The organism is Haliea sp. (assembly GCF_041395985.1).
Classification (GTDB): domain Bacteria; phylum Pseudomonadota; class Gammaproteobacteria; order Pseudomonadales; family Halieaceae; genus Haliea.
Window position 1 is genome coordinate 187,222 of record NZ_JAWKZJ010000008.1, and the last position, 19,640, is coordinate 206,861.

The 19,640-nt window shown below is 63.3% G+C and carries 18 protein-coding genes; 3 read left to right on the forward strand and 15 right to left on the reverse strand.

Annotated elements, in window-relative coordinates:
* Positions 1-6: 6 nt before the first annotated feature.
* From rnhB to rpsB, 15 genes are all read right to left on the reverse strand, one after another.
* Entirely contained in the window at positions 7-615 is a 609-nt protein-coding gene (gene rnhB / locus R3E49_RS15025) for a ribonuclease HII (RefSeq protein WP_371295792.1), read from the reverse strand.
* Positions 612-1,766, reverse strand: coding sequence for a lipid-A-disaccharide synthase (gene lpxB / locus R3E49_RS15030; RefSeq protein ID WP_371295793.1), 1,155 nt, complete (start codon positions 1,764-1,766; stop codon positions 612-614). The genes rnhB and lpxB overlap by 4 nt, the downstream gene beginning before the upstream one ends.
* Entirely contained in the window at positions 1,766-2,536 is a 771-nt protein-coding gene (lpxA, locus tag R3E49_RS15035) for an acyl-ACP--UDP-N-acetylglucosamine O-acyltransferase (RefSeq protein ID WP_371295794.1), read from the reverse strand. The genes lpxB and lpxA overlap by 1 nt, the downstream gene beginning before the upstream one ends.
* A gap of 3 nt (positions 2,537-2,539) precedes the next feature.
* Entirely contained in the window at positions 2,540-2,968 is a 429-nt protein-coding gene (fabZ, locus tag R3E49_RS15040; protein WP_027948594.1) for a 3-hydroxyacyl-ACP dehydratase FabZ, read from the reverse strand.
* Positions 2,969-2,992: 24 nt separating this feature from the next.
* A complete protein-coding gene (gene lpxD, locus R3E49_RS15045; protein ID WP_371295795.1) occupies positions 2,993-4,006 on the reverse strand; it encodes a UDP-3-O-(3-hydroxymyristoyl)glucosamine N-acyltransferase in 1,014 nt (337 codons plus the stop codon).
* A gap of 6 nt (positions 4,007-4,012) precedes the next feature.
* The gene (locus R3E49_RS15050; RefSeq protein ID WP_371295796.1) at positions 4,013-4,531 is read right to left on the reverse strand and encodes an OmpH family outer membrane protein; all 519 of its coding nucleotides are present in this window, start codon (positions 4,529-4,531) and stop codon (positions 4,013-4,015) included.
* Positions 4,532-4,558: 27 nt separating this feature from the next.
* Positions 4,559-7,156, reverse strand: coding sequence for an outer membrane protein assembly factor BamA (bamA, locus tag R3E49_RS15055; RefSeq protein WP_371295797.1), 2,598 nt, complete (start codon positions 7,154-7,156; stop codon positions 4,559-4,561).
* A gap of 69 nt (positions 7,157-7,225) precedes the next feature.
* Positions 7,226-8,581 (reverse strand): sigma E protease regulator RseP, encoded by a 1,356-nt coding sequence (gene rseP / locus R3E49_RS15060; protein WP_371295798.1) that lies wholly within the window; start codon positions 8,579-8,581, stop codon positions 7,226-7,228.
* Positions 8,581-9,801: a 1-deoxy-D-xylulose-5-phosphate reductoisomerase gene (gene ispC, locus R3E49_RS15065; RefSeq protein ID WP_371295799.1), complete on the reverse strand. Its 1,221-nt coding sequence runs from the start codon at positions 9,799-9,801 to the stop codon at positions 8,581-8,583. Before ispC ends, rseP begins: the two co-directional genes overlap by 1 nt.
* The gene (locus R3E49_RS15070) at positions 9,795-10,631 is read right to left on the reverse strand and encodes a phosphatidate cytidylyltransferase (RefSeq protein WP_371295800.1); all 837 of its coding nucleotides are present in this window, start codon (positions 10,629-10,631) and stop codon (positions 9,795-9,797) included. The genes ispC and R3E49_RS15070 overlap by 7 nt, the downstream gene beginning before the upstream one ends.
* Positions 10,624-11,394, reverse strand: coding sequence for a polyprenyl diphosphate synthase (uppS, locus tag R3E49_RS15075; RefSeq protein WP_290744516.1), 771 nt, complete (start codon positions 11,392-11,394; stop codon positions 10,624-10,626). The genes R3E49_RS15070 and uppS overlap by 8 nt, the downstream gene beginning before the upstream one ends.
* A gap of 13 nt (positions 11,395-11,407) precedes the next feature.
* Entirely contained in the window at positions 11,408-11,965 is a 558-nt protein-coding gene (gene frr, locus R3E49_RS15080; RefSeq protein ID WP_290744518.1) for a ribosome recycling factor, read from the reverse strand.
* A gap of 30 nt (positions 11,966-11,995) precedes the next feature.
* Positions 11,996-12,721, reverse strand: a complete 726-nt coding sequence (gene pyrH, locus R3E49_RS15085) for a UMP kinase (protein ID WP_290744520.1) — start codon at positions 12,719-12,721, stop codon at positions 11,996-11,998.
* 143 nt (positions 12,722-12,864) lie between these two features.
* Positions 12,865-13,722: a translation elongation factor Ts gene (gene tsf / locus R3E49_RS15090; protein WP_371295801.1), complete on the reverse strand. Its 858-nt coding sequence runs from the start codon at positions 13,720-13,722 to the stop codon at positions 12,865-12,867.
* Between the two features lie 112 nt (positions 13,723-13,834).
* Positions 13,835-14,584: a 30S ribosomal protein S2 gene (gene rpsB / locus R3E49_RS15095; RefSeq protein ID WP_371295802.1), complete on the reverse strand. Its 750-nt coding sequence runs from the start codon at positions 14,582-14,584 to the stop codon at positions 13,835-13,837.
* Positions 14,585-14,973: 389 nt separating this feature from the next.
* Between rpsB and map the strand changes: the two genes are divergently transcribed.
* From map to dapC, 3 genes are read left to right on the forward strand one after another with little or no spacing between them, the layout of a single operon-like run.
* Entirely contained in the window at positions 14,974-15,747 is a 774-nt protein-coding gene (gene map / locus R3E49_RS15100) for a type I methionyl aminopeptidase (RefSeq protein ID WP_371295803.1), read from the forward strand.
* Complete coding sequence (glnD, locus tag R3E49_RS15105; RefSeq protein ID WP_371295804.1) at positions 15,734-18,442, forward strand: [protein-PII] uridylyltransferase; 2,709 nt, start codon at positions 15,734-15,736, stop codon at positions 18,440-18,442. Before map ends, glnD begins: the two co-directional genes overlap by 14 nt.
* A gap of 6 nt (positions 18,443-18,448) precedes the next feature.
* A complete protein-coding gene (dapC, locus tag R3E49_RS15110) occupies positions 18,449-19,639 on the forward strand; it encodes a succinyldiaminopimelate transaminase (protein WP_371295805.1) in 1,191 nt (396 codons plus the stop codon).
* Position 19,640 lies beyond the last annotated feature (1 nt).

Here is a 19,640-nt window from a genome sequence, read left to right on the forward strand (position 1 = left end):
GTCAGTTTACCCCTGGTGCGTCTCCGGCAACAGTTTTTTGACCGGCGCAAAGCTGCGACGGTGTGCCGGCGTCACCCCGAGACGCTGCAAAGCCTGCAAATGCTGGGCCGTGGGGTAACCCTTGTGGCTCGCGAATCCGTAGCCGGGATAGCGCTGGTCCAGTTCAACCAGTTCAGCATCCCGCTGTACCTTGGCCAGAATGGAGGCCGCCGCGATGCAGGCCACCCGGTCGTCCCCACCAATCACCGCATCTGCCCGGTAGGACCAGACCGGCAAGCGGTTGCCATCGACCAGCACGCTGACCGGTTGCGGGTCCAGCGCCTCCACCGCGCGACGCATGGCGAGCAGCGACGCCTGCAGCACGTTCAGGGTATCGATCTCAGCCACCGAGGCACGCCCCAGCGCCCATGCCACCGAATGATCGCGTATCTGTTGCGCGAGGGCCTCGCGGCGTCGCGGGCTGAGCTTCTTGGAGTCGCGCAGGCCGGGAATCGGTAGCGCTGGATCCAGGATCACGGCGGCCGCCACGACGTCACCTGCCAGCGGTCCGCGACCGACTTCGTCCACGCCGGCTACGCCGGGCGCATCGACGTCAATCGCCAGCAGGTCGTTCATCGCGCACGGTCGTCCAGCACCGCCTCAATGCCATCGGCGCAGCGCTCGCCGAAGCCCAGCGCCAGTGACTGGTGAATAGCGGCAAAGGCCTGTCGCTGCTCTGCGGCCACCTTCGCGTTATACAGCAGCGGCTGTACCGCTGCGACCAGCCTGGCGGGGGTCGCATCCTGCTGAATCAGTTCCGGCACCAGCGCGCGCCCCGCCAGGATATTGGGCAATGCCGCAAAGGGAATGCGCACCAGCCGCGATACCAGCGCCCAGCTCAGGGGCGCCATACGGTAGGCCACGGCCATGGGTCGCTGCACCAGTAGCGCCTCCAGCGTCGCCGTGCCGGACGCCAGCAGGACGGCATCCGCCGCCGCCATCACCTCCCGCGAGCGTCCGTGAACCAGCGTTAGCGGAAGCCCCCTGGAGGGCTCCAGCAAGCCGCGTATCTGCGCCTCACGCTCAGCGTTGGCGGCGGGCAGAGCAAACTGCAGTTCCGGGTCTGCTGCGGCGAGACGGCGCGCGACCTCCAGGAACAGGGGCGTCAGCGCCGCCACTTCCCCGCCTCGGCTGCCCGGCAGCAGGGCGAGCAGGCGGCCTTCCTGCGCAAGCCCCAGGCTGGCACGGGCGTTGTCCCGATCGGTGAATAGCGGTATCTCGTCCGCCAGCGGGTGTCCGACAAAGTCGGCCGCTATACCGTGCTGATGGTAGATCGCCGTTTCGAAGGGGAACAGGCACAACATCCGGTCTACGGCACGACGGATCTTGCGAATACGCCCCTGGCGCCAGGCCCAGACCGAGGGGCTGACCAGATGCACGGTCTTGATACCCGCCCGACGCAGCTTCGACTCCAGGCGCAGGCAGAAGTCCGGTGAATCAATGCCAATGAACACATCGGGAGGATTGGCGAGAAAATGCCGGTATACGCTGCGCCGGATGCGCAATAGCTCCGGCAGGCGCTTCAGCGGCTCGACAAAGCCCATGACCGACAGGCGGTCCATGGGAAACAGGCTGTTCAGGCCCTCCGCCTGCATCAGCGGCCCGCCAATTCCCTCCACCTCGAGGTCGCGGTAGCGACGGCGCAGCGCCGACAACAGCCGCGAGCCCAGGATATCACCGGAGGCCTCGCCAGCAAGAATGCCAACACGCAGGCGCTTGCCTGGCACTAGCGGACGATGCCGCGCTCCGAGGCGCGTATGGAGTCGATCATCACCTGCACCTCGGGGGTATCGCGCAACATGGTTTCCAGCCGCTGGATGGCCAGTTCCAGTGTCAACCCCTGCCGGTAGACGATCTTGAAAGCGCGCCGGAGCTGGCTGATCGCCTCGGAGGAGAATCCGCGCCGGCGCAGCCCCTCGATGTTGATGGTCTTGGCCTCGGCGGGCGCTCCACTCACAGTGACGTAAGCGGGCACATCCTTGCCGATGGCGGTACCCATACCACTGAAGCTGTGTGCACCGATCTTGCAGAACTGATGCACCAGGGTATAACCGCTGAGTATCGCCCAGTCACCCACCTTCACGTGGCCAGCCAGCGCGGTGTTGTTGACCAGAATGGTGTGGTTGCCGATGCAGGAGTCATGACCGATGTGCACGTAGGCCATGATCAGATTATTGTTGCCGATGGTTGTTTCCGCCCGGTCCTGCACGGTGCCGCGATGGATCGTCACATTTTCGCGGATGATGTTGTTGTCGCCGATCACCAGATAGGTGGGCTCGTCGCGGTACTTCAGGTCCGGGGTCGCCTCGCCAATCGTCGAGAACTGATAGATGTGGTTACCCGCACCGATGCGCGTTGGGCCTTTGATCACCACGTGTGACTCAATCTTGCACCCCGGGCCTATCTCGACATCCGGGCCTATCAGTGTCCACGGACCTACTTCAACATCGTCGGCGACGCGGGCTGAGGGGTCTACAATGGCCTGACTGTGAATCATGGGTCAGCGGTCGGCGCAGAGAATGGTGGCGGAGGCGCAGAGGGCACCATCAACATCGGAACTGACAGCAAATTTCCAGATGCCGCGCCGGTCCGACAGAATCTTTGCGCGCAACATCACCTGATCCCCCGGCACACAGGGGCGCTTGAAACGCAGATCATCGGCACCGACAAAGTAGTACATGGAACCGTCGGCCGGTGTCTTGTTCATCGACTTGAAACCCAGGATGCCCGCCGCCTGCGCCATGGCCTCAAGCAGCATCACGCCCGGAAAAACCGGCTTCTCCGGAAAGTGGCCGTTGAAAAAGGGCTCATTGATAGTCAGGTTCTTGCACGCGACGATGGACTCGCCCAGGTTCAGCTCCAGCACCCTGTCCACCAGCAGAAACGGATAGCGGTGCGGTAGGTGGTTGCGAATTTCGGAAATATCCATGATCAAGCTGCGGGTCCCCCACGATCACTGTTGTTGCTGTTTTTCCAGTCCCGCAAGGCGCTTCTGGATGCTGTCCAACTGCGCAAACCGCACAGCGCTGCGCTTCCAGTCCCGGGTGGAGGCCATTGGCGTTCCCGAGGAATAGGAACCCGGCTCGGTGATCGACTTGGTGACCATGGTCATGCCTGTGATATGCACGTTGTCGCAGATCTCAACGTGACCGACAACACCAACACCACCCGCGAGCGTGCAGTTCGCCCCTATAATCGTGCTTCCCGCCAATCCGGTGCAACCCGCTATCGCGGTATTTTTGCCGATGTGACAGTTGTGAGCGATCTGTACCAGATTGTCGATGATGGCACCGTCCTCGACGACGGTATCCTCCAGTGCACCGCGATCGATGGTCGTGCAGGCGCCGATCTCGACGCGGTTGCCGATGCGCACACCCCCAAGCTGGTGGATTTTCTGCCAACCCTCGGGGCTCGGCGCAAAGCCGAAACCATCGGCCCCCAGCACCGCATTGGCGTGCAGCGTGCAGTGCTCACCAATCGTCACGTCCCGATAGAGCACCACGCTGGCGTGCAGGCGGGTGCCCGCACCGATCCGGCAGCGTTCACCGATCACGCAATTGGCACCCAGCACCACGTTGGGCCCGATGTCCGCGCCGGCGTCAATCACCACATTCGCACCCACCGAAACGCCGGGTGCCAGCCTTGCCTGTGCTGACACTGTCGCGCTGGGATGCACACCGGCTTCAGCGGGCGTTTCGTCTACGAACAGTGCCGTGGCACGAGCGAACGCCAGGTAGGGGTTGTCGGCCAGCAAACAGGCGACGGGGCAGCGCTCAGCCTGGTCGGGACGCAGGATGACCGCCGCAGCACGGGTCTGCTGCAACTGGCCCAGGTAGCGCGCGCTGGCCAGAAACGACAGCTGGGACGCACTGGCACGTCCCAGCGGCGCTATGCCCGTCACTGACAGCGACGGATCACCGCGCAGCTCGGCCCCCAGGAATGCAGCCAGCTCTCCCAGGGTGCGCATGCTGGCTTACTCGGTGAAGGCCTGGTTAAGCTTGTCTGTCACCTTGGCGGTGATGCTGTAGCCGGCATCCGCATGGATAACGGAACCGCGCTGCAGAAGAAGGCCAATACCTTCCGTGGTGATGAGTTCCTGCAGAACCTCCTGCACCTTGGGCGACATCTCCTGCAGCAGTTGCTGGCCGACCTGTTGCTCGGTCTGCTGCAACTTGCCCGCTACGTGCTCCAGGTCCGCCTGCTTGCTGGCCAGGTTACGGCGTGCGGAGAGCTGCTGATCCTGGCTCATCACCGCGGAGTCTTTCTGGTAATCCTTGACCATCTTGTCCAACTCGTCCTTCAGGCGGTCGAACTCGGCCTTGTCCGACTTGTAGGCATCGTTGTTGCGCTCGGCGGTCAGGCGCTTCTGTGCGTGGTCGGTTTGCAGAATAGCCTGCTCCAGATTGACCACGGCGATCTTGCCCTGCGCCCAACCGAAAGTCGGCAGCAGCAGAGCAGCAGTGAAACATACGGTTTTAAAGACTCTAGACACAATACACTCCAACGTCAGAAAAAATGATCAGAAACCCCGACCCAGTGTGAACTGGAAAATTTCGCGCTCATCTTCGGGGGACTCGTTGAGCGGCTTGGCAAGGCTGAAACTCATGGGGCCGAAACCGGTTATCCACGTTACACCGACACCGACTGAATAGCGGAGTTCACCCGCATCGATGTCGAAGCAGTTCAGCTGGTTGCTGGAGCACTTGGTGTTGAACACGTTGCCCACGTCAAAGAAGAAGGCCGAGCGCAGCTTGCTACGATCTTTCAGGAACGGGAGCGGGAACAACAGCTCCACACTGCCCTCGATCAGGGCGTTACCGCCGAACGGGTCCGGGGTAGTATCCGGCACGCTGAAGGTCAGCTTGCCCGTATCCGGGTCGATGCGGTAGCCAAACTGGGTGCCGTCAGGGCCGCCCACTTCCGTAGGGTTACCGTTCTCATCAATACCGGTGACCGGCTGATTGATGTCGTAAAGGGCGGCCGGGGTACCGCGCGGACCGAGTGTATTGCTTTCAAAGCCGCGCACCGAGCCAAAACCGCCCGAAAAGAAGTGCTCGAAGAAGGGCAGGTTGGTGGTGTCGCCGTAGCCATCACCGTAGCCGAGCTCCGTGCGGAAGCGCACGATCCACTCCTCGGTAATGGGCAGGAATTTCTCGCCGCGGTAGACCAGTTTGTAGAACTGGGCATCCGAGCCCGGCACCGCCACCTCGAAGACCAGCGACTGTGACGCACCGCGGGTTGCCAGGATGCCGCGGTTGAGGGTGGACTGATTCCAGCTCAGTGAGGTGGTCCAGTTGAGGTACTCGTCACCGTTCAGGTCGAGGAAGCCAGGCTCCTCCGGAATCGTGAGGGCGCCATCGGGCAGTTCCTCCAGCGGACGGAACACCTCCGGGGCCGAGAACGTGCCGTCGGGCAGGAGGTTGCTTTCAAAGAAACCCTCAACGCCCTCTACCAGGCGCGGGCTGGCCTTGATTTCCTGCACCGCGAAACGGCCGGCGGTGATGTCCGTATTGGCGACGCCGAAGCTGAACCCGAGGCGCTGGGTCTCCTTGATCGGGTAGCCGAAGTTGAGCGCCGCACCGAGGGTATCGGTGGTGTAGCGTGCCACGTTGATCTCAGACAGGTCGGTCGAACGGTAGAAGACGTTGAAGCCGCGGCTGACACCGTCTTCGGTAAAGTACGGGTTGGTGTAGCTGAAGTTGTACAGATCCTGGTAGCGCGAGGAGTTAAGGCCGATGCCGATGCGCCGTCCTGTGCCCAGGAAGTTGTCCTGTTGCAGGTTCAGGCCGAATATCAGCCCCGCATCCTGCGCGTAACCGAAGCTGGCGCCGATGCTGCCCGACGACTGCTCTTCCACCGTGAAGTCGACGTCGATGAGGTCGTCATGACCGGCGACCTCAGGGGTCTCTACGGTCGCCTTGCTGAAGTAGCCGAGACGTTCCAGACGAATGCGCGACTGCTCGATGGCGGAAGCCGAGGCCGGGGCGCTCTCCATCTGGCGCATTTCGCGGCGCAGCACTTCATCTGCCGTTTTCTGGTTGCCTTCGAAACTGATTCGCCGCACGTAGGTGCGCTTGCCCGGATCGACGAAGAACTTGAGGCCGACCGTGTTGTCCTCTTCGTTGATCTCCGGGATGCCGGTGACCTTGGCGAAGTTATACCCCTCGTTGCCCAGCCGCCGCGTGATGAATTCTTCGGTCGACGTCACCATCTGCTGGGAGAAGGTCTGGCCCTCTCCCACCAGGATGAAGCGCCGCAGATCGCTCTCGGGCAGTACCAGGTCACCGGACAGGTCGACACTGCTGACGGTAAACTTCTCACCCTCGGTCACGTTGGCAGTGATGTACACCGAACGCTTGTCGGGAGACACCGACACCTGTGTCGAGTTGATTGTGAACTGCAAGTAGCCCCTGTCGAGGTAGTAGGAGCTCAGCTTTTCCAGGTCTCCCGTGAGTTTTTCGCGGGAATACTTGTCGTCGTTGGTAAAGAACGAAAACCATCCGGTCGTCTGCAACTCCAGCAGATCGGTGAGTTCCTCGTCGCTGAAGACCTCGTTGCCCACCACATTGATGTGCTTGATGGCAGCAACGGTGCCTTCATCGACGTCAATGTTGATCGCGACGCGGTTGCGCGGCTCCGGCAACACCTCGGTTTCGATGTTGGCGTCATAGCGGCCCTGCTGCACGTACTGGCGCTGCAACTCAAGCTGCATGCCCTCCAGGGTAGAGCGCTGGAACACCTGGCCGATGGCCAGTCCGGCGCCGCGCAAGCCGTCAAGCAGCGCCTCCGTCTCGATCGCCTTGTTCCCCTCGATGTTGATCTCGCTGATACTCGGGCGCTCGGCAACGATGACCACCAGCACGTTGCCGTCACGGCCGATGCGGATATCGTCGAAATTTCCCGTGGCAAACAGGCTGCGAGAGGCGGCGCGGATAGCCTCGGCGTTTACCAGGTCGCCCACCGCGAGCGGCATGGCAGCGAAGACCGACCCAGCCGAGATTCGCTGCAGCCCCTCCACGCGGATATCCGCAACGATAAAGGAGGCGTCCTGCGCCTGGCCCAGGGGAGCCAGCAGCAGCAAGGCGAGTGCCAGTAGCAGATTAATGCGTCTTTTCAAAATAGTCCCAACCACTGGTGAGGCCCGACCCCAAGGTCCTTGATGTGTCAATGCCCGGGTTGCCCAACCCTACAGGCGCGCGAAATCGTTATAGAGAGCCAGTGCCATGACCCCGAGAATCAGAAACAGGCCCAGCTGGTAACCCAGCATCTGCACTTTTTCGGGCACTGGCCGCCCCGCCAGGAGCTCCACCGTGTAATACAGCAGATGGCCACCATCAAGCACCGGAATGGGCAACAGATTCAAAACTCCGAGGCTGACACTGAGCAGGGCCAGAAAGCCGATGTAGGACTCCAGCCCCGACTTCGCCGAGGCGGACGCCACTTTAGCAATGGTGATGGGGCCACTCAAGTTTTTTGGCGAGATCAATCCCTGGATCATCTTCTTGATCGAGCTCAGAGTAAAGCCCACCAGATCCCCCGTGCGCACAAATGCCGCTCCCAGAGACGCTACGGGGCCACGCTCAAACTCGCGCAGCATGCCTTCGGGCAACGCTGGCATTGACACGGCGATACCCACACGACCGATCGTTTCGCCCGCGCTGTCAGTTTCTGCATCCGGCACAATCTGCATTGCTACTGTGTCATTGCCCCGCTGCACCTCCAGGGCAATCGGCTGGCCCGGCCGGTCGCGCACGTAGGCGACCCACTCCAGCCACTCGGCCATGGGCGTACCGTCGGCGCTCAGCACGCGGTCCCCCGGCAGCAGACCGGCGCGCTCCGCCGGACTGTCGGCGACCACCTCGCTGACCACCGGTGGCACGGAGGGCGCATAGGGTGTGATGCCAAGACCGGTCAGCAAATCGGGGGACTCATCGTCTCCCAGCCATTGCTGCAGCTGGCCCTCGGACTCATAGATCATGCCCGAGTCCGGATACTTCACGCTGAACTGCACCGTCCCGGTATCGCCGATGCGATCCAGCAGGCGGAAGCTCAAGGCCTGCCAGGTCGGCGTTTCCTTGCCGTCAACAGCGACGATTTCCTGCCCCGCCTCCAGCCCGGCGATATCCGCCACAGAGCCGGGTTTGACCGCGCCGATAACCGGCGCATAGCCGCTTTCGCCGGCCATGAACAGGAACCAGTAGGCGACGATAGCCAGCAGGAAATTGGCGATGGGGCCCGCCGCGACAACCGCGATCCGCTGCAGCACCGGCTTGCGATTGAACGCCAGTTCCCGCTCGCCAGCGGCGACCTCCCCTTCCCGCTCGTCCAGCATCTTCACATAGCCGCCGAGGGGGATCAGGGCGATGCAGAACTCGGTGCCATGCCGATCCTGCCAGGTGTAGATGGACTTGCCAAACCCTATCGAGAAGCGCAGTACTTTCACACCGCAACGTCGCGCCACCCAGAAATGGCCGAACTCATGCACCGCCACCAGCACGCCGAGTGTCAGCAGGGTGATACCGATGGTGTAGGCCAGATCCATTAATTCTCTCCGCCGGCGAGGGGTCGACTACTATAGCGTGCGACATGCAATGCCGCGATCTCGCGGGCTTCACGGTCCGCAGCTTCGACCACGCTGAGCGAAGTGGGTTCAACCACCGGCATGGCCGCGAGCGCCGCCTCGATGACCGCCGGTATGGCGTTGAAACCGATACCCCCGGCGAGAAAGGCCTGCACTGCGACTTCGTTGGCCGCGTTGCACACGGCCATTGCGGTGCCTCCCGCGGCGGCGGCCTCCCGCGCCAGGCGCAGACAGGGAAAGCGGCCCTCATCCGGAGCCTCAAAATGTAACCGGGACAGCGCCACCAGATCCAGGGGCGCCACGCCGGCGTCAATTCGCTGCGGCCAACCCAGTCCGTAGGCGATTGGCGTCCGCATATCGGGGTTACCCAGCTGGGCCAGCACGGACCCATCCACATACTGCACCAGAGAGTGCACGATGCTCTCCGGGTGTACCACGATCTCGACACGCGACGGCGCAACATCAAACAGCCAGCAGGCTTCAATCAGCTCCAGCCCCTTGTTCATCAGCGTCGCGGAGTCCACGGATATCTTGCGTCCCATGGACCAGTTGGGGTGGGCGCAGGCCTCTGCCGGCGTAGCCGCCGCAATGGCCTCGGCAGTCCAGTTGCGAAACGGGCCGCCGGACGCGGTGAGCAGAATCCTGCTGACCCCCTCCAGCCCCGGCGTCGCATCCCTGCCCTGCGGCAGGCATTGGAAGATGGCGTTGTGTTCGCTGTCGATTGGCAGGATCACCGCGCCTGCCTTGCGCGCCGCCGCCATCAGCAGATGGCCGGCCATGACCAGCGACTCCTTGTTCGCCAGCAGGATGCGCTTGCCCGCCTCGGCCGCCGCCAGGGTGGAGGGCAGACCCGCGGCTCCGACAATCGCCGCCATGACGGCATCGACGTCGGCGTGTGCGGCTATCCGCTGCAGGCCTTCCGCACCGGCCAGCACCTCGGTATCACAGGCACCCGCCAGGCGTTTGCGCAGCGCCTCTGCAGCATCCGGATCGACCATGACCGCGTAGCGCGGATGAAACGCCTCACACTGGGCAGCCAGCGTGTCAACGGAACGGTGGGCGGCCAAGGCCCAGGCGCGAAATCGCTGCGGGTGGCGGGCGATGACATCCAGTGTGCTGACGCCAATCGACCCGGTGCTGCCAAGCACGGCCACCTGCTGTATGCCAGGCACGACTACCACCCCGCCAGGAGCAGGCCGAGCGCAAACACCGGCGCTGCGCTGCACAGGCTGTCCAGGCGATCGAGCAGGCCCCCGTGTCCGGGCAGCAGGGAACCGCTATCCTTCACGCCGCTCTCGCGCTTCACCATGCTGACCGTCAGGTCACCGACCACAGAGGCCAGCGCTGTTGTCACCACCACGGCGATGACCGCAGCCAGGGAAATGTGCGCCATGCGCGCCGGCAACACGGACCAGAGGGCGACCGCAAGCAGCGTGGCGCAGGCGACACCGCCCCAGAAACCCTCCCAGGTCTTGGCGGGACTCACATGCACAGCGAGCTTGTGGCGACCAAAGCGGGTGCCCGAGAAATAGGCACCGATATCCGTCGCTGCCACAATGACCACCATGACCACCAGTAGCAGGCCGCCGCGCGGAAATGCCAGCAGGTACACCGCGGCCAGCCAGGCCGAGGCGAGAATCAGTAGTCCCATGAGGCTGCGCATCACGCGGCTGCGCCACAGCACGGCACTGGCCGGATAGCTTTTCACCCAGAGCAGGGAAAACGACCACCACAGGCAGGCGATGCCGAGCACGGGCTGCACCTGCTCCCGTTGCGGCGCCAGGCCCAGCTCGGCATACACGAACAGCGCAGCCAGCAGCACGCCCAACGTGAGCACGAACAGGCCGCGGGACAGCGATGAGCGCCAGCCCGCGAGCCGCGCCCATTCCCAGCCACCGAGGCAGACAACGACCCCCAGCATGAAGGCCAGCCACAGCAGCGGCAGAAACAGCACCGCGGCAAGAAACAGGCCTGCCATGGCCAGCGCCGTCACAATTCGCTGCTTAAGCATCCTGCACTCCCGATGCCAGCGCATCAGGCTCACGCACACCAAAACGGCGCTCGCGACGGGCATAGTCGGAAAGCGCACGGGCGAACTCCAGTTCACCGAAATCCGGCCACAGGGTGCTGGTGAAGTAGAGCTCGCTGTAGGCAAACTGCCAGAGCATGAAGTTGCTGATGCGGGCGTCGCCGCCGGTGCGAATGCACAGGTCGGGTGCTGGCAGGTCACTCAGTGCCATCACCTCCGCCAGTGATGCCTCATTGATGTCCTCCGCTGCCAACTCGCCCGCCTGCACCCGGGCCGCCAGCGTACGCGACGCCTGGGCAATATCCCAGCGGCCACCGTAGTCCACAGCCAGCACCACTGTGGCGACCGTATTGTCGCGGGTCAGGCGCTCCGCATTCGCCATCAGGCGCTGCAGCCGCTCGCTGAATCGGCTGCGCTCACCGATAAAACGCAGGCGCACACCATCCCGGTGCAGGTCGCGCACTTCGTTGCGCAAATACCGGGAGAGCAGCGCGAGCAGGGCCCGCACCTCAGGCCGCGGACGCCCCCAGTTTTCGCTGCTGAACGCAAACAGCGTGAGGACCTCGATGCGGTGCTGCTGGCAGGAGCGCAGGACGCCGCGAACCGCCTCGACGCCGGCGCGGTGCCCTGCGTGCCCGGGGAGCGACTGGCGCCGCGCCCAGCGATTGTTGCCATCCATGATGATGGCAACGTGACGAGGAACCGGAGTGGCCTCCGGCTGGCCTGGCGATTCGCGGCTGGGCATGCGGCCAGACGACTCAAATTTCCATCAGGTCAGCTTCTTTCTCAGCCAGCATTTTCTCAATGCGGTCCGTGAAGCTGTCGGTCAGTTTCTGCACCACTTCCTGACCGCGGCGCTCGTCATCCTCGCTAATGTCTTTCTCCTTGACCAGCTCCTTCAGCATGCTCATGGCATCGCGCCGGGCGTTGCGCACGGATACGCGCGCCGCTTCGGCCTCCGCCCGCGCCTGCCGCGTGTACCCCTTGCGGGTCTCCTCGGTCAGCATGGGCATGGGAATGCGGATGACGTCGCCAGCCGTGGAGGGGTTCAAGCCCAGGTCCGACTTGAGAATCGCGCGCTCAATCTTGGGGGTCAGGGAGCGGTCCCAGGCTGTCACCATCAGTGTGCGCGCATCTTCCACGCTGATATTCGCCACCTGGTTCAAGGGGGACTCGGAGCCGTAGTACTCGACGCGAATACCATCGAGAATGCTGGGATGGGCGCGACCCGTGCGAATCTTGTTGAAATGATGTACCAGGGCCTCAACGCTCTTTTCCATTCGCTCCTGGGCCTCGGCTTTGATGTCTTCAATCACCTTTATGTCTCTCCTTGCGCTGCAATATGGCTACTGGATCAGGGTCCCTTCCTGGCCGCCGCGCACGATGCTGAGCAACGCGCCACGATCCTCCATTTTGAAGACCCGCACAGGCAGGCGGTGATCCCGGCACAGGCAAATGGCTGTGAGATCCATCACCTCCAGCTTCTTGTCCAGCACTTCGTCATAGCTCAGCTGCTGGTATTTCACCGCGTCGCTGAATTTCATGGGGTCAGCTGAATACACGCCGTCCACCTTGGTCGCTTTCATCACCAGCTCGGCATCGACCTCGATGCCCCGCAGGCAGGCGGCCGAATCCGTGGTAAAGAAGGGGTTGCCGGTCCCGGCACAAAATATGACCACATCGCCATTGCTCAGCGCGCGAATCGCCTTGCGCCGGTCATAATGATCGACCACGCCACTCATGGGAATGGAGGACATGACCTGCGTTGCAATATTCGAGCGCTCCAAGGCATCGCGCAGCGCCAGCGCGTTCATCACGGTTGCCAGCATACCCATGTGGTCACCGGTGACGCGATCAAGCCCTGCCGACTGCAGCGCGGCGCCACGGAACAGGTTGCCGCCACCGACAACGATGCCCACCTGCACGCCAATACCGACCAACTGGCCGATCTCCAGCGCCAGCTGGTCGAGTATGCGCGGGTCTATCCCGAACTTCTCACTACCGGTCAGGGCCTCGCCACTGAGTTTGAGCAGTATCCGTTTATACTTTTTGTCGCCTGAAGCCTGTGGCATAACGGTTGTCTCCCGAACTGCGTGCATAATACAGGACAAACCGGCCGCACCCTAGTGCCGCACCCGAGAAAGTCCGGCTGCCCCCTCACCCATACCCACAAAAAACGGGGCCGTAGCCCCGTTTTCAGCGACCTGAGAGACGCTCAGCCCTTGAGTTGGGCTGCAACCTCTGCCGCGAAGTCGACCTGCTCCTTCTCGATGCCCTCACCCACTTCAAAACGGATGAAGGACGCCACCGATGCACCCGCTGCCGACACCAGCTTGCCCACGGTGACATCCGGGTCCTTGACGAAAGCCTGCTCAACCAGGCTGTTCTCGGCAAGGAACTTCTTGATGCGGCCACCGATCATCTTCTCGATGATCTCTGCCGGCTTGCCGGAATCCTGCGCCTGCACCGTGTAGATTTCGCGCTCTTTCTCGATGAGTTCGGCCGGCATATCCTCGGCGGAAACCACCTGCGGGTTGACCGCGGCCACGTGCATGGCAACGTCCTTGGCCAGATCCTGGTCACCGCCCTTGAGCTCCACCAGAACGGCAATGCGGTTGTTGCCGTGCACATAGGCACCGACAACACCGGCATCCGCCGTCACCAGGCTGATCCGGCGCACGCTGATGTTTTCACCGATTTTCTGTACCAGCGACTCGCGAGCCGCTTCCAGCTCACCCGCCATCAACGCGGCCACGTCGGTTTCGCGCTGTTCAAATGCCGCGTTCACCACCCGGGCGACGAAGCCCAGGAAGTTCTCGTCCCGCGCGACGAAGTCGGTTTCGCTGTTCACTTCCACGATCACGCCGTAGCTGCCATCTTCGGCGATACGCGTGGACACAACACCATCAGCCGCGGTGCGGCCGGCCTTCTTGGCCGCCTTCATGCCGCTGGATTTGCGCAGCTCTTCGATGGCTTTTTCAATGTCACCGTCAGCGGCTGCGAGTGCCTTCTTGCACTCGAGCAAGCCCAGGCCGGTGCGCTCACGTAGTTCCTTGACCAATGCTGCAGACATGGTTTCCTCCTGCTACAACCCTCGAGGGGCCGTGAATTCCTGAACGATTGCCTCCGCTCGGGAGGCCGGGATACTCCGGGATGGGCCGCGGCGGCCTCCCGGAGTGTGAGGCTTACTCGGCCGCTGGCTCGGCAGCGGCAACTTCGACGAACTCGTCACGCACGACGTTCTGGTCGCCACCGTCAGCCTTGCCCGCGAGGCAGGCGTCCGCGACAGCAGACACATAGAGCTTGATGGCGCGAATCGCATCATCGTTACCCGGGATCACGTAATCCACGCCATCGGGGTTGCTGTTGGTGTCGACGACGCCAATCACTGGAATACCCAGCTTGTTGGCCTCGGTGATGGCGATACGCTCGTGGTCGACATCGATAACGAACAGGGCGTCCGGCAGGCCACCCATATCCTTGATACCGCCGATGCTGCGTTCCAGCTTTTCCATGTCACGGCTGCGCATCAGCGCTTCTTTCTTCGTGAGCTTGGCAAAGGTGCCGTCGGCTTGCTGTGCCTCGAGCTCGCGCAGGCGCTTGATGGAGGCGCGAATCGTCTTGTAGTTGGTGAGCATACCGCCCAGCCAACGGTGGCTGACGTAAGGCATGCCGGCGCGATCGGCCTGCTCCTTGATGATCTTCCCGGCGGCGCGCTTGGTGCCAACGAACAGAATCTTGTTCTTGTTCGCTGCCAGGCGCTGCACCAGGTTCAGTGCCTCGTTGAAGGCAGGAACGGTGTGCTCGAGGTTAATAATGTGGATCTTGTTCCGGGCACCGAAGATGTAGCGATCCATCTTGGGGTTCCAGTAACGGGTCTGGTGACCAAAGTGAGCGCCTGCCTGCAGCAGGTCGCGCATGCTTACTTGCGACATGGTAAATACCTTTTGTATCGGGTTAGGCCTCCACATATCCCTTGCGCCAAACCGGCCGGAGCCGGCACCCTGACGCAGGTGTCGATATGTGTGCGACGTTAGGTTTTCTTCTCCGCGGCAGCCTGAGTCTCAGGACTCCCCGCAAAGAAGGCGCGCTTTATACCACAAGAGCGCCTCTCTGGGAAGCGGCGAGGCAGACGCCGCGTCGACCCGCGCGACCCCGTCTACGCGTCCGCGGACGCCGCGTGGCGCCCTTTCAGCTGCCCCGGGCGGTTCACAGCCGGCGGTTACTCACAGGGAGCGCGAATCCTGTAGAATACCCCGCTACCCGCGGGTGCATCGGCAACGCCGACCGGCACTCGTCCCCTACAGAAAACGACAGGTAATGCATGGCAGTTACGATCAAGACAGCGGACGAAATCGAAAAGATGCGCGTGGCCGGGCGCCTGGCCGCCGAGGTTCTGGAGATGATCCGACCCCGGGTCGAGCCCGGCATTACCACTGGCGAACTCGACCGGATTTGCCACGAGTACATTACCGGGGTGCAGCAGGCCATCCCCGCGCCCCTGAACTACCACGGCTTCCCGCGCTCCATCTGCACCTCCATCAATGAGGTGGTGTGCCACGGCATCCCCTCGGATACCAAAAAGCTGAAGTCCGGCGACATCGTCAACATCGACGTCACCGTCATCAAGGATGGCTACCACGGCGATACCAGTATCATGGTGGAAGTCGGTGAGGTGGCACCCCATGCCCAACGCCTGATACAGGTCACCCAGGAATGCCTCTACAAGGCACTGGCTCTGGTCCGCCCGGGCACGACGCTGGGTGACATTGGTGCGGTCATCCAGGAGCACGCAGAGAAAAACTACTACTCCGTGGTGCGGGAGTACTGTGGTCACGGTATCGGCAAGGTGTTCCACGAAGACCCCCAGGTGCTGCACTACGGCAAGCCGGGCACCGGCCTGGTGCTGGAGGAAGGCATGACCTTCACCATTGAGCCAATGATCAACGCCGGCCGACGCCACACGAAGCTCAACGCAAAGGACGGCTGGACGGTCACCACCCGTGACGGCAGGCTCTCGGCACAGTGGGAGCACACCCTCGGGGTGACCGCCGACGGCTGCGAAATCTTCACACGGCGCAGCGATGAAAGCTTCTGATTCCGCTGGCGCGGCCTACGCCCAAAGCCCACAGCTGCCCGCGGAACTCTTCGACCCGGCGGCCTTTGCCACCGCCGTCGCCGCGGGCAACACCCTGCAGGCCGGCAAACAGGCGCTGAAAACAGCCGCTGACTATCTGGACGCCCAGTTCAGCGCCGGCACCCGGGTGGGCGAGCTGCTGCGCCTGCGTTCATGGTTCATGGACGTACTGCTGGGCACGCTGTGGGATAGCAGCGACTGGTCCGGGGTCGAGCCCGCCCTGGTCGCCGTGGGAGGATACGGCCGCGGCGAGCTGCACCCCCACTCGGATATCGACATCCTCGTGCTGCTGGGAGAGGACAGCGAGCCCTGCCACGCGCAGCTGGAACGCTTCCTCACCCAGCTCTGGGACCTGGGACTGAATATCGGGCACAGTGTGCGCACCGTCAGCGAGTGCTGTAGCAAGGCACGCAAGGACATCACCATACTCACCAACCTAATGGAAACGCGGGTGATTCGCGGGCCGCAGGCGCTCATGGAAGCCGTTCGGGCGCGCACCGGCCCCGACCAGATGTGGCCCAGCGCCGACTTCTTCCGCGCCAAGCTTGAGGAGCAGCGGGCCCGCCACGCCAAATTCGCCGATACCGAGTACAACCTGGAACCGAACGTGAAGAGCTCACCCGGCGGCCTGCGCGACCTGCAGATCATCGCCTGGATAGCGGAACGCCATTTCGGTGTCGACTCTCTGGAGAACATGGACACGGGGGAGTTTCTCACGCCGGATGAGCGCCGCATGCTGCTGCATGGTCGGGATTTCATGTGGCAGGTGCGCTACGCCCTGCACATGGTCGCGGGGCGCGAGGAAGATCGCCTGCTGTTCGACCACCAGCGCACCCTGGCGGCACTCTGGGGTTTCAAGGATGGCAAGAAGCTCGCCGTCGAGCAGTTCATGCAGACCTACTACCGCTGGGCGCTGGCGCTGGGTGAGCTGAACGAGCTGCTGATACAGAACTTCGACCACGCCATCCTCAGGGCCGACCAGCTGGACGAGGTGCGCATCCTCAACGAGCGGTTTCAGGTACGCAACGGCTACATCGAGTCCCTGCGCGACGACCTTTTCAGCACACAGCCCAACGCGCTGTTGGAAGTCTTCGTGCTCGCCGGGCGCGAGCCGGGCATCATCGGGGTGGGTACCGCCACCATCCGCCTGATTCGCGAGCATCGACACCTGGTGAACAGCGCCTTCCGCGCAGACCCGGCAAACCGCGCCAGCTTCCTCGAGATCCTCCGCTCGCCCCACAACATGACGCGACTGCTGCGCGGCATGGCGCGTTACGGCATCCTCGGCAACTACCTGCCCGAGTTCGGCAAGATCGTGGGGCAGATGCAACACGACCTGTTTCACACCTATACGGTGGACGCGCATACCCTGGAAGTCATCCAGTACATGCGCCGCTTTCAGAAACCCGAGTTCGACGAACGCTTCCCGGTCAGCAGCCGCGTTGCCAGGCGACTGCCCAAGATCGAGCTGCTCTACATCGCCGGCCTGTATCACGATATCGGCAAGGGGCGCGGTGGCGATCACTCGGAGCTGGGCGCGGTGGATGCCGCGCGTTTCTGTGCGGAGCACGGCCTGAGCGAGGAGGATGCAGAACTGGTGGTGTGGCTGGTGCGCAACCACCTGACCATGTCCGCCGTTTCCCAGCGCAAGGACATCTCCGACCCGGAGGTGATCCAGCAGTTCGCCCACCATGTGGGCGACCTGAACCGGCTCGATTACCTGTTCACCCTGACCGTTGCCGACATCAACGCCACCAACCCCACACTGTGGAACGCCTGGCGCGGCAGCCTGTTGCGACAGCTGTATACGGGGACGCGGCGGGCGCTGCGGCGCGGGCTGGAAAACCCGGTGGACAAGCAGGTGTGGATTGAGCAGACCCGCAAGGCGGCTGCAGACCTGCTGGAGTACCGCGGTTTCACCGTTGAAGAGCTGGAAGACCTGTGGCGCGAACAGGGCGAGGACTACTTCCTGCGCGAGAAACCCGAGGACATCGCCTGGCACACCGAGGCGATTGCCGGGCATTATGAGCGCGACCAGCCCCTGGTCCTGATCCGCAACAGCTCCGACTCCAGCGTGGCCAATGCGACGCAGATTTTCATCCACGCGCGCAGCCACGCGCAGCTGTTTTCGCGGGTCTGTGCCGAGCTGGAGCAGCTGGAGCTCAGCGTGCACGATGCACGCATCTACAACGCCCGGGACGGCATGAGCCTGGACACCTTTTTCGTGCTCAATTCCGATGGCAGCCCCATCGCCGACGACAGCGCCCGCCTGCGGCACATCCGCGACCAGCTGGCGCGCTCCCTGGCGGCGGCGGACTTCGACCGCGCCCCCAATATCCAGCGTCTCACGCCACGACAGATCAAATCGTTCCCGGTGCCCACTGAAACCAGCATGTTCCTGGACGAGATCAAACAGGTGACGGTGCTGGAGGTATCCTCCCGGGACCGCCCCGGCCTGCTCGCACGGGTGGGCCGGATCTTCGTCGAGCATGGCGTGGAACTGCAGGCCGCCAAGATCCAGACCCTGGGCGAACGGGTTGAAGACGTGTTCTTCATCACCGATGCCGAGCAGCGGCCGCTGCAGGACGAAGCGCTCTGTACCGCCATCCAGAATGCCATCAAAGTGCAGCTTGACGATCAACTCGAGGACCACTAGCGCCCCATGAACGCCCTGCTCGGTGCGCTGCACCCCTACCCCTTTGAGAAACTGCGTGCACTGTTCGCCGACCTGCAGCCACCCGGCGACCTGGCGCACATTCCCCTGTCCATCGGCGAACCGCGCCATCCCTCGCCGCCGTTCGTGCTGGACACGCTGGCAGCGAACCTCCCGCTGCTGGCCAACTACCCCGTCACCCGCGGCGAGGCACTGCTGCGCGAGACCATTGCCGGCTGGCTGCAACAGCGCTTTCAGCTGCCGGGGGTGGACCCGGAATCCGAAATCCTGCCCGTGAACGGCACGCGCGAGGCGCTGTTTGCCTTCGCCCAGGCGGTGGTGACCGCTGGCGCCGGCGCGGCCGTGGTGAGCCCCAATCCGTTCTACCAGATTTACGAGGGTGCCGCGCTGCTGGCCGGAGCACAGCCCGAGTTCGTGAACGCCAGCGCCGCGACGGGTCACCTGCCCGATTTTGCCGCGGTTCCCGAATCCGTATGGCAGCGCTGCCAACTGCTCTACATCTGCACCCCGGGCAACCCCAGCGGCGCGGTGATGAGTGTGGCAGCGCTGCAATCGCTGGTGGAACTGGCGGAGCGGCACGACTTTATTATTGCCAGCGACGAGTGCTACTCGGAAATCTACGCTGACGAGAGCAGCCCCCCACCGGGCCTGTTGCAGGCCTGCGCGGCGATGGGGAACGACCGCTTCCGGCGCTGCGTGGTGTTCCACAGCCTGAGCAAACGCTCCAACCTGCCGGGGCTACGCTCCGGCTTTGTGGCCGGGGACGCCGAGGTACTCGCCGACTTCCTGCGCTACCGCACCTACCACGGCTGCGCCATGCCCCTGCATCACCAACAGGCCAGCGTGGCGGCGTGGGGCGACGAGGACCATGTGCGCGCCAACCGCGCGCTGTATCGGCAGAAATTCGACGCGGTGCTGCCCATTCTGCAGGGGCACCTGACCGTGGAACGGCCAGATGCCGGTTTCTATCTCTGGCCGGAAACCCCGCTGCCTGACACCGAGTTTGCCCGGCTGCTGTATCAACAGGCACACATCACCGTGGTTCCCGGCAGCTTTCTCGCCCGCGAGACGCCCCGGGGCAACCCCGGCAGCAACCGGGTGCGCATGGCGCTGGTGGCCTCGCTGGAGGACTGCGTGGAAGCCGCCGAGCGTATCGTCAACGTGCTGGAGCAGCGCTAGG

Coding starts and splice junctions, on each gene's coding strand:
- rnhB (WP_371295792.1), bottom strand. CDS start 615: ATGAACGACCTGCTGGCGATTGACGTCGATGCGCCCGGCGTAGCCGGC.
- fabZ (WP_027948594.1), bottom strand. CDS start 2,968: ATGGATATTTCCGAAATTCGCAACCACCTACCGCACCGCTATCCGTTT.
- uppS (WP_290744516.1), bottom strand. CDS start 11,394: ATGCCCAGCCGCGAATCGCCAGGCCAGCCGGAGGCCACTCCGGTTCCT.
- glnD (WP_371295804.1), top strand. CDS start 15,734: ATGAAAGCTTCTGATTCCGCTGGCGCGGCCTACGCCCAAAGCCCACAG.
- lpxA (WP_371295794.1), bottom strand. CDS start 2,536: ATGATTCACAGTCAGGCCATTGTAGACCCCTCAGCCCGCGTCGCCGAC.
- R3E49_RS15070 (WP_371295800.1), bottom strand. CDS start 10,631: ATGCTTAAGCAGCGAATTGTGACGGCGCTGGCCATGGCAGGCCTGTTT.
- lpxD (WP_371295795.1), bottom strand. CDS start 4,006: ATGCGCACCCTGGGAGAGCTGGCTGCATTCCTGGGGGCCGAGCTGCGC.
- dapC (WP_371295805.1), top strand. CDS start 18,449: ATGAACGCCCTGCTCGGTGCGCTGCACCCCTACCCCTTTGAGAAACTG.
- rseP (WP_371295798.1), bottom strand. CDS start 8,581: ATGGATCTGGCCTACACCATCGGTATCACCCTGCTGACACTCGGCGTG.
- pyrH (WP_290744520.1), bottom strand. CDS start 12,721: ATGCCACAGGCTTCAGGCGACAAAAAGTATAAACGGATACTGCTCAAA.
- tsf (WP_371295801.1), bottom strand. CDS start 13,722: ATGTCTGCAGCATTGGTCAAGGAACTACGTGAGCGCACCGGCCTGGGC.
- rpsB (WP_371295802.1), bottom strand. CDS start 14,584: ATGTCGCAAGTAAGCATGCGCGACCTGCTGCAGGCAGGCGCTCACTTT.
- map (WP_371295803.1), top strand. CDS start 14,974: ATGGCAGTTACGATCAAGACAGCGGACGAAATCGAAAAGATGCGCGTG.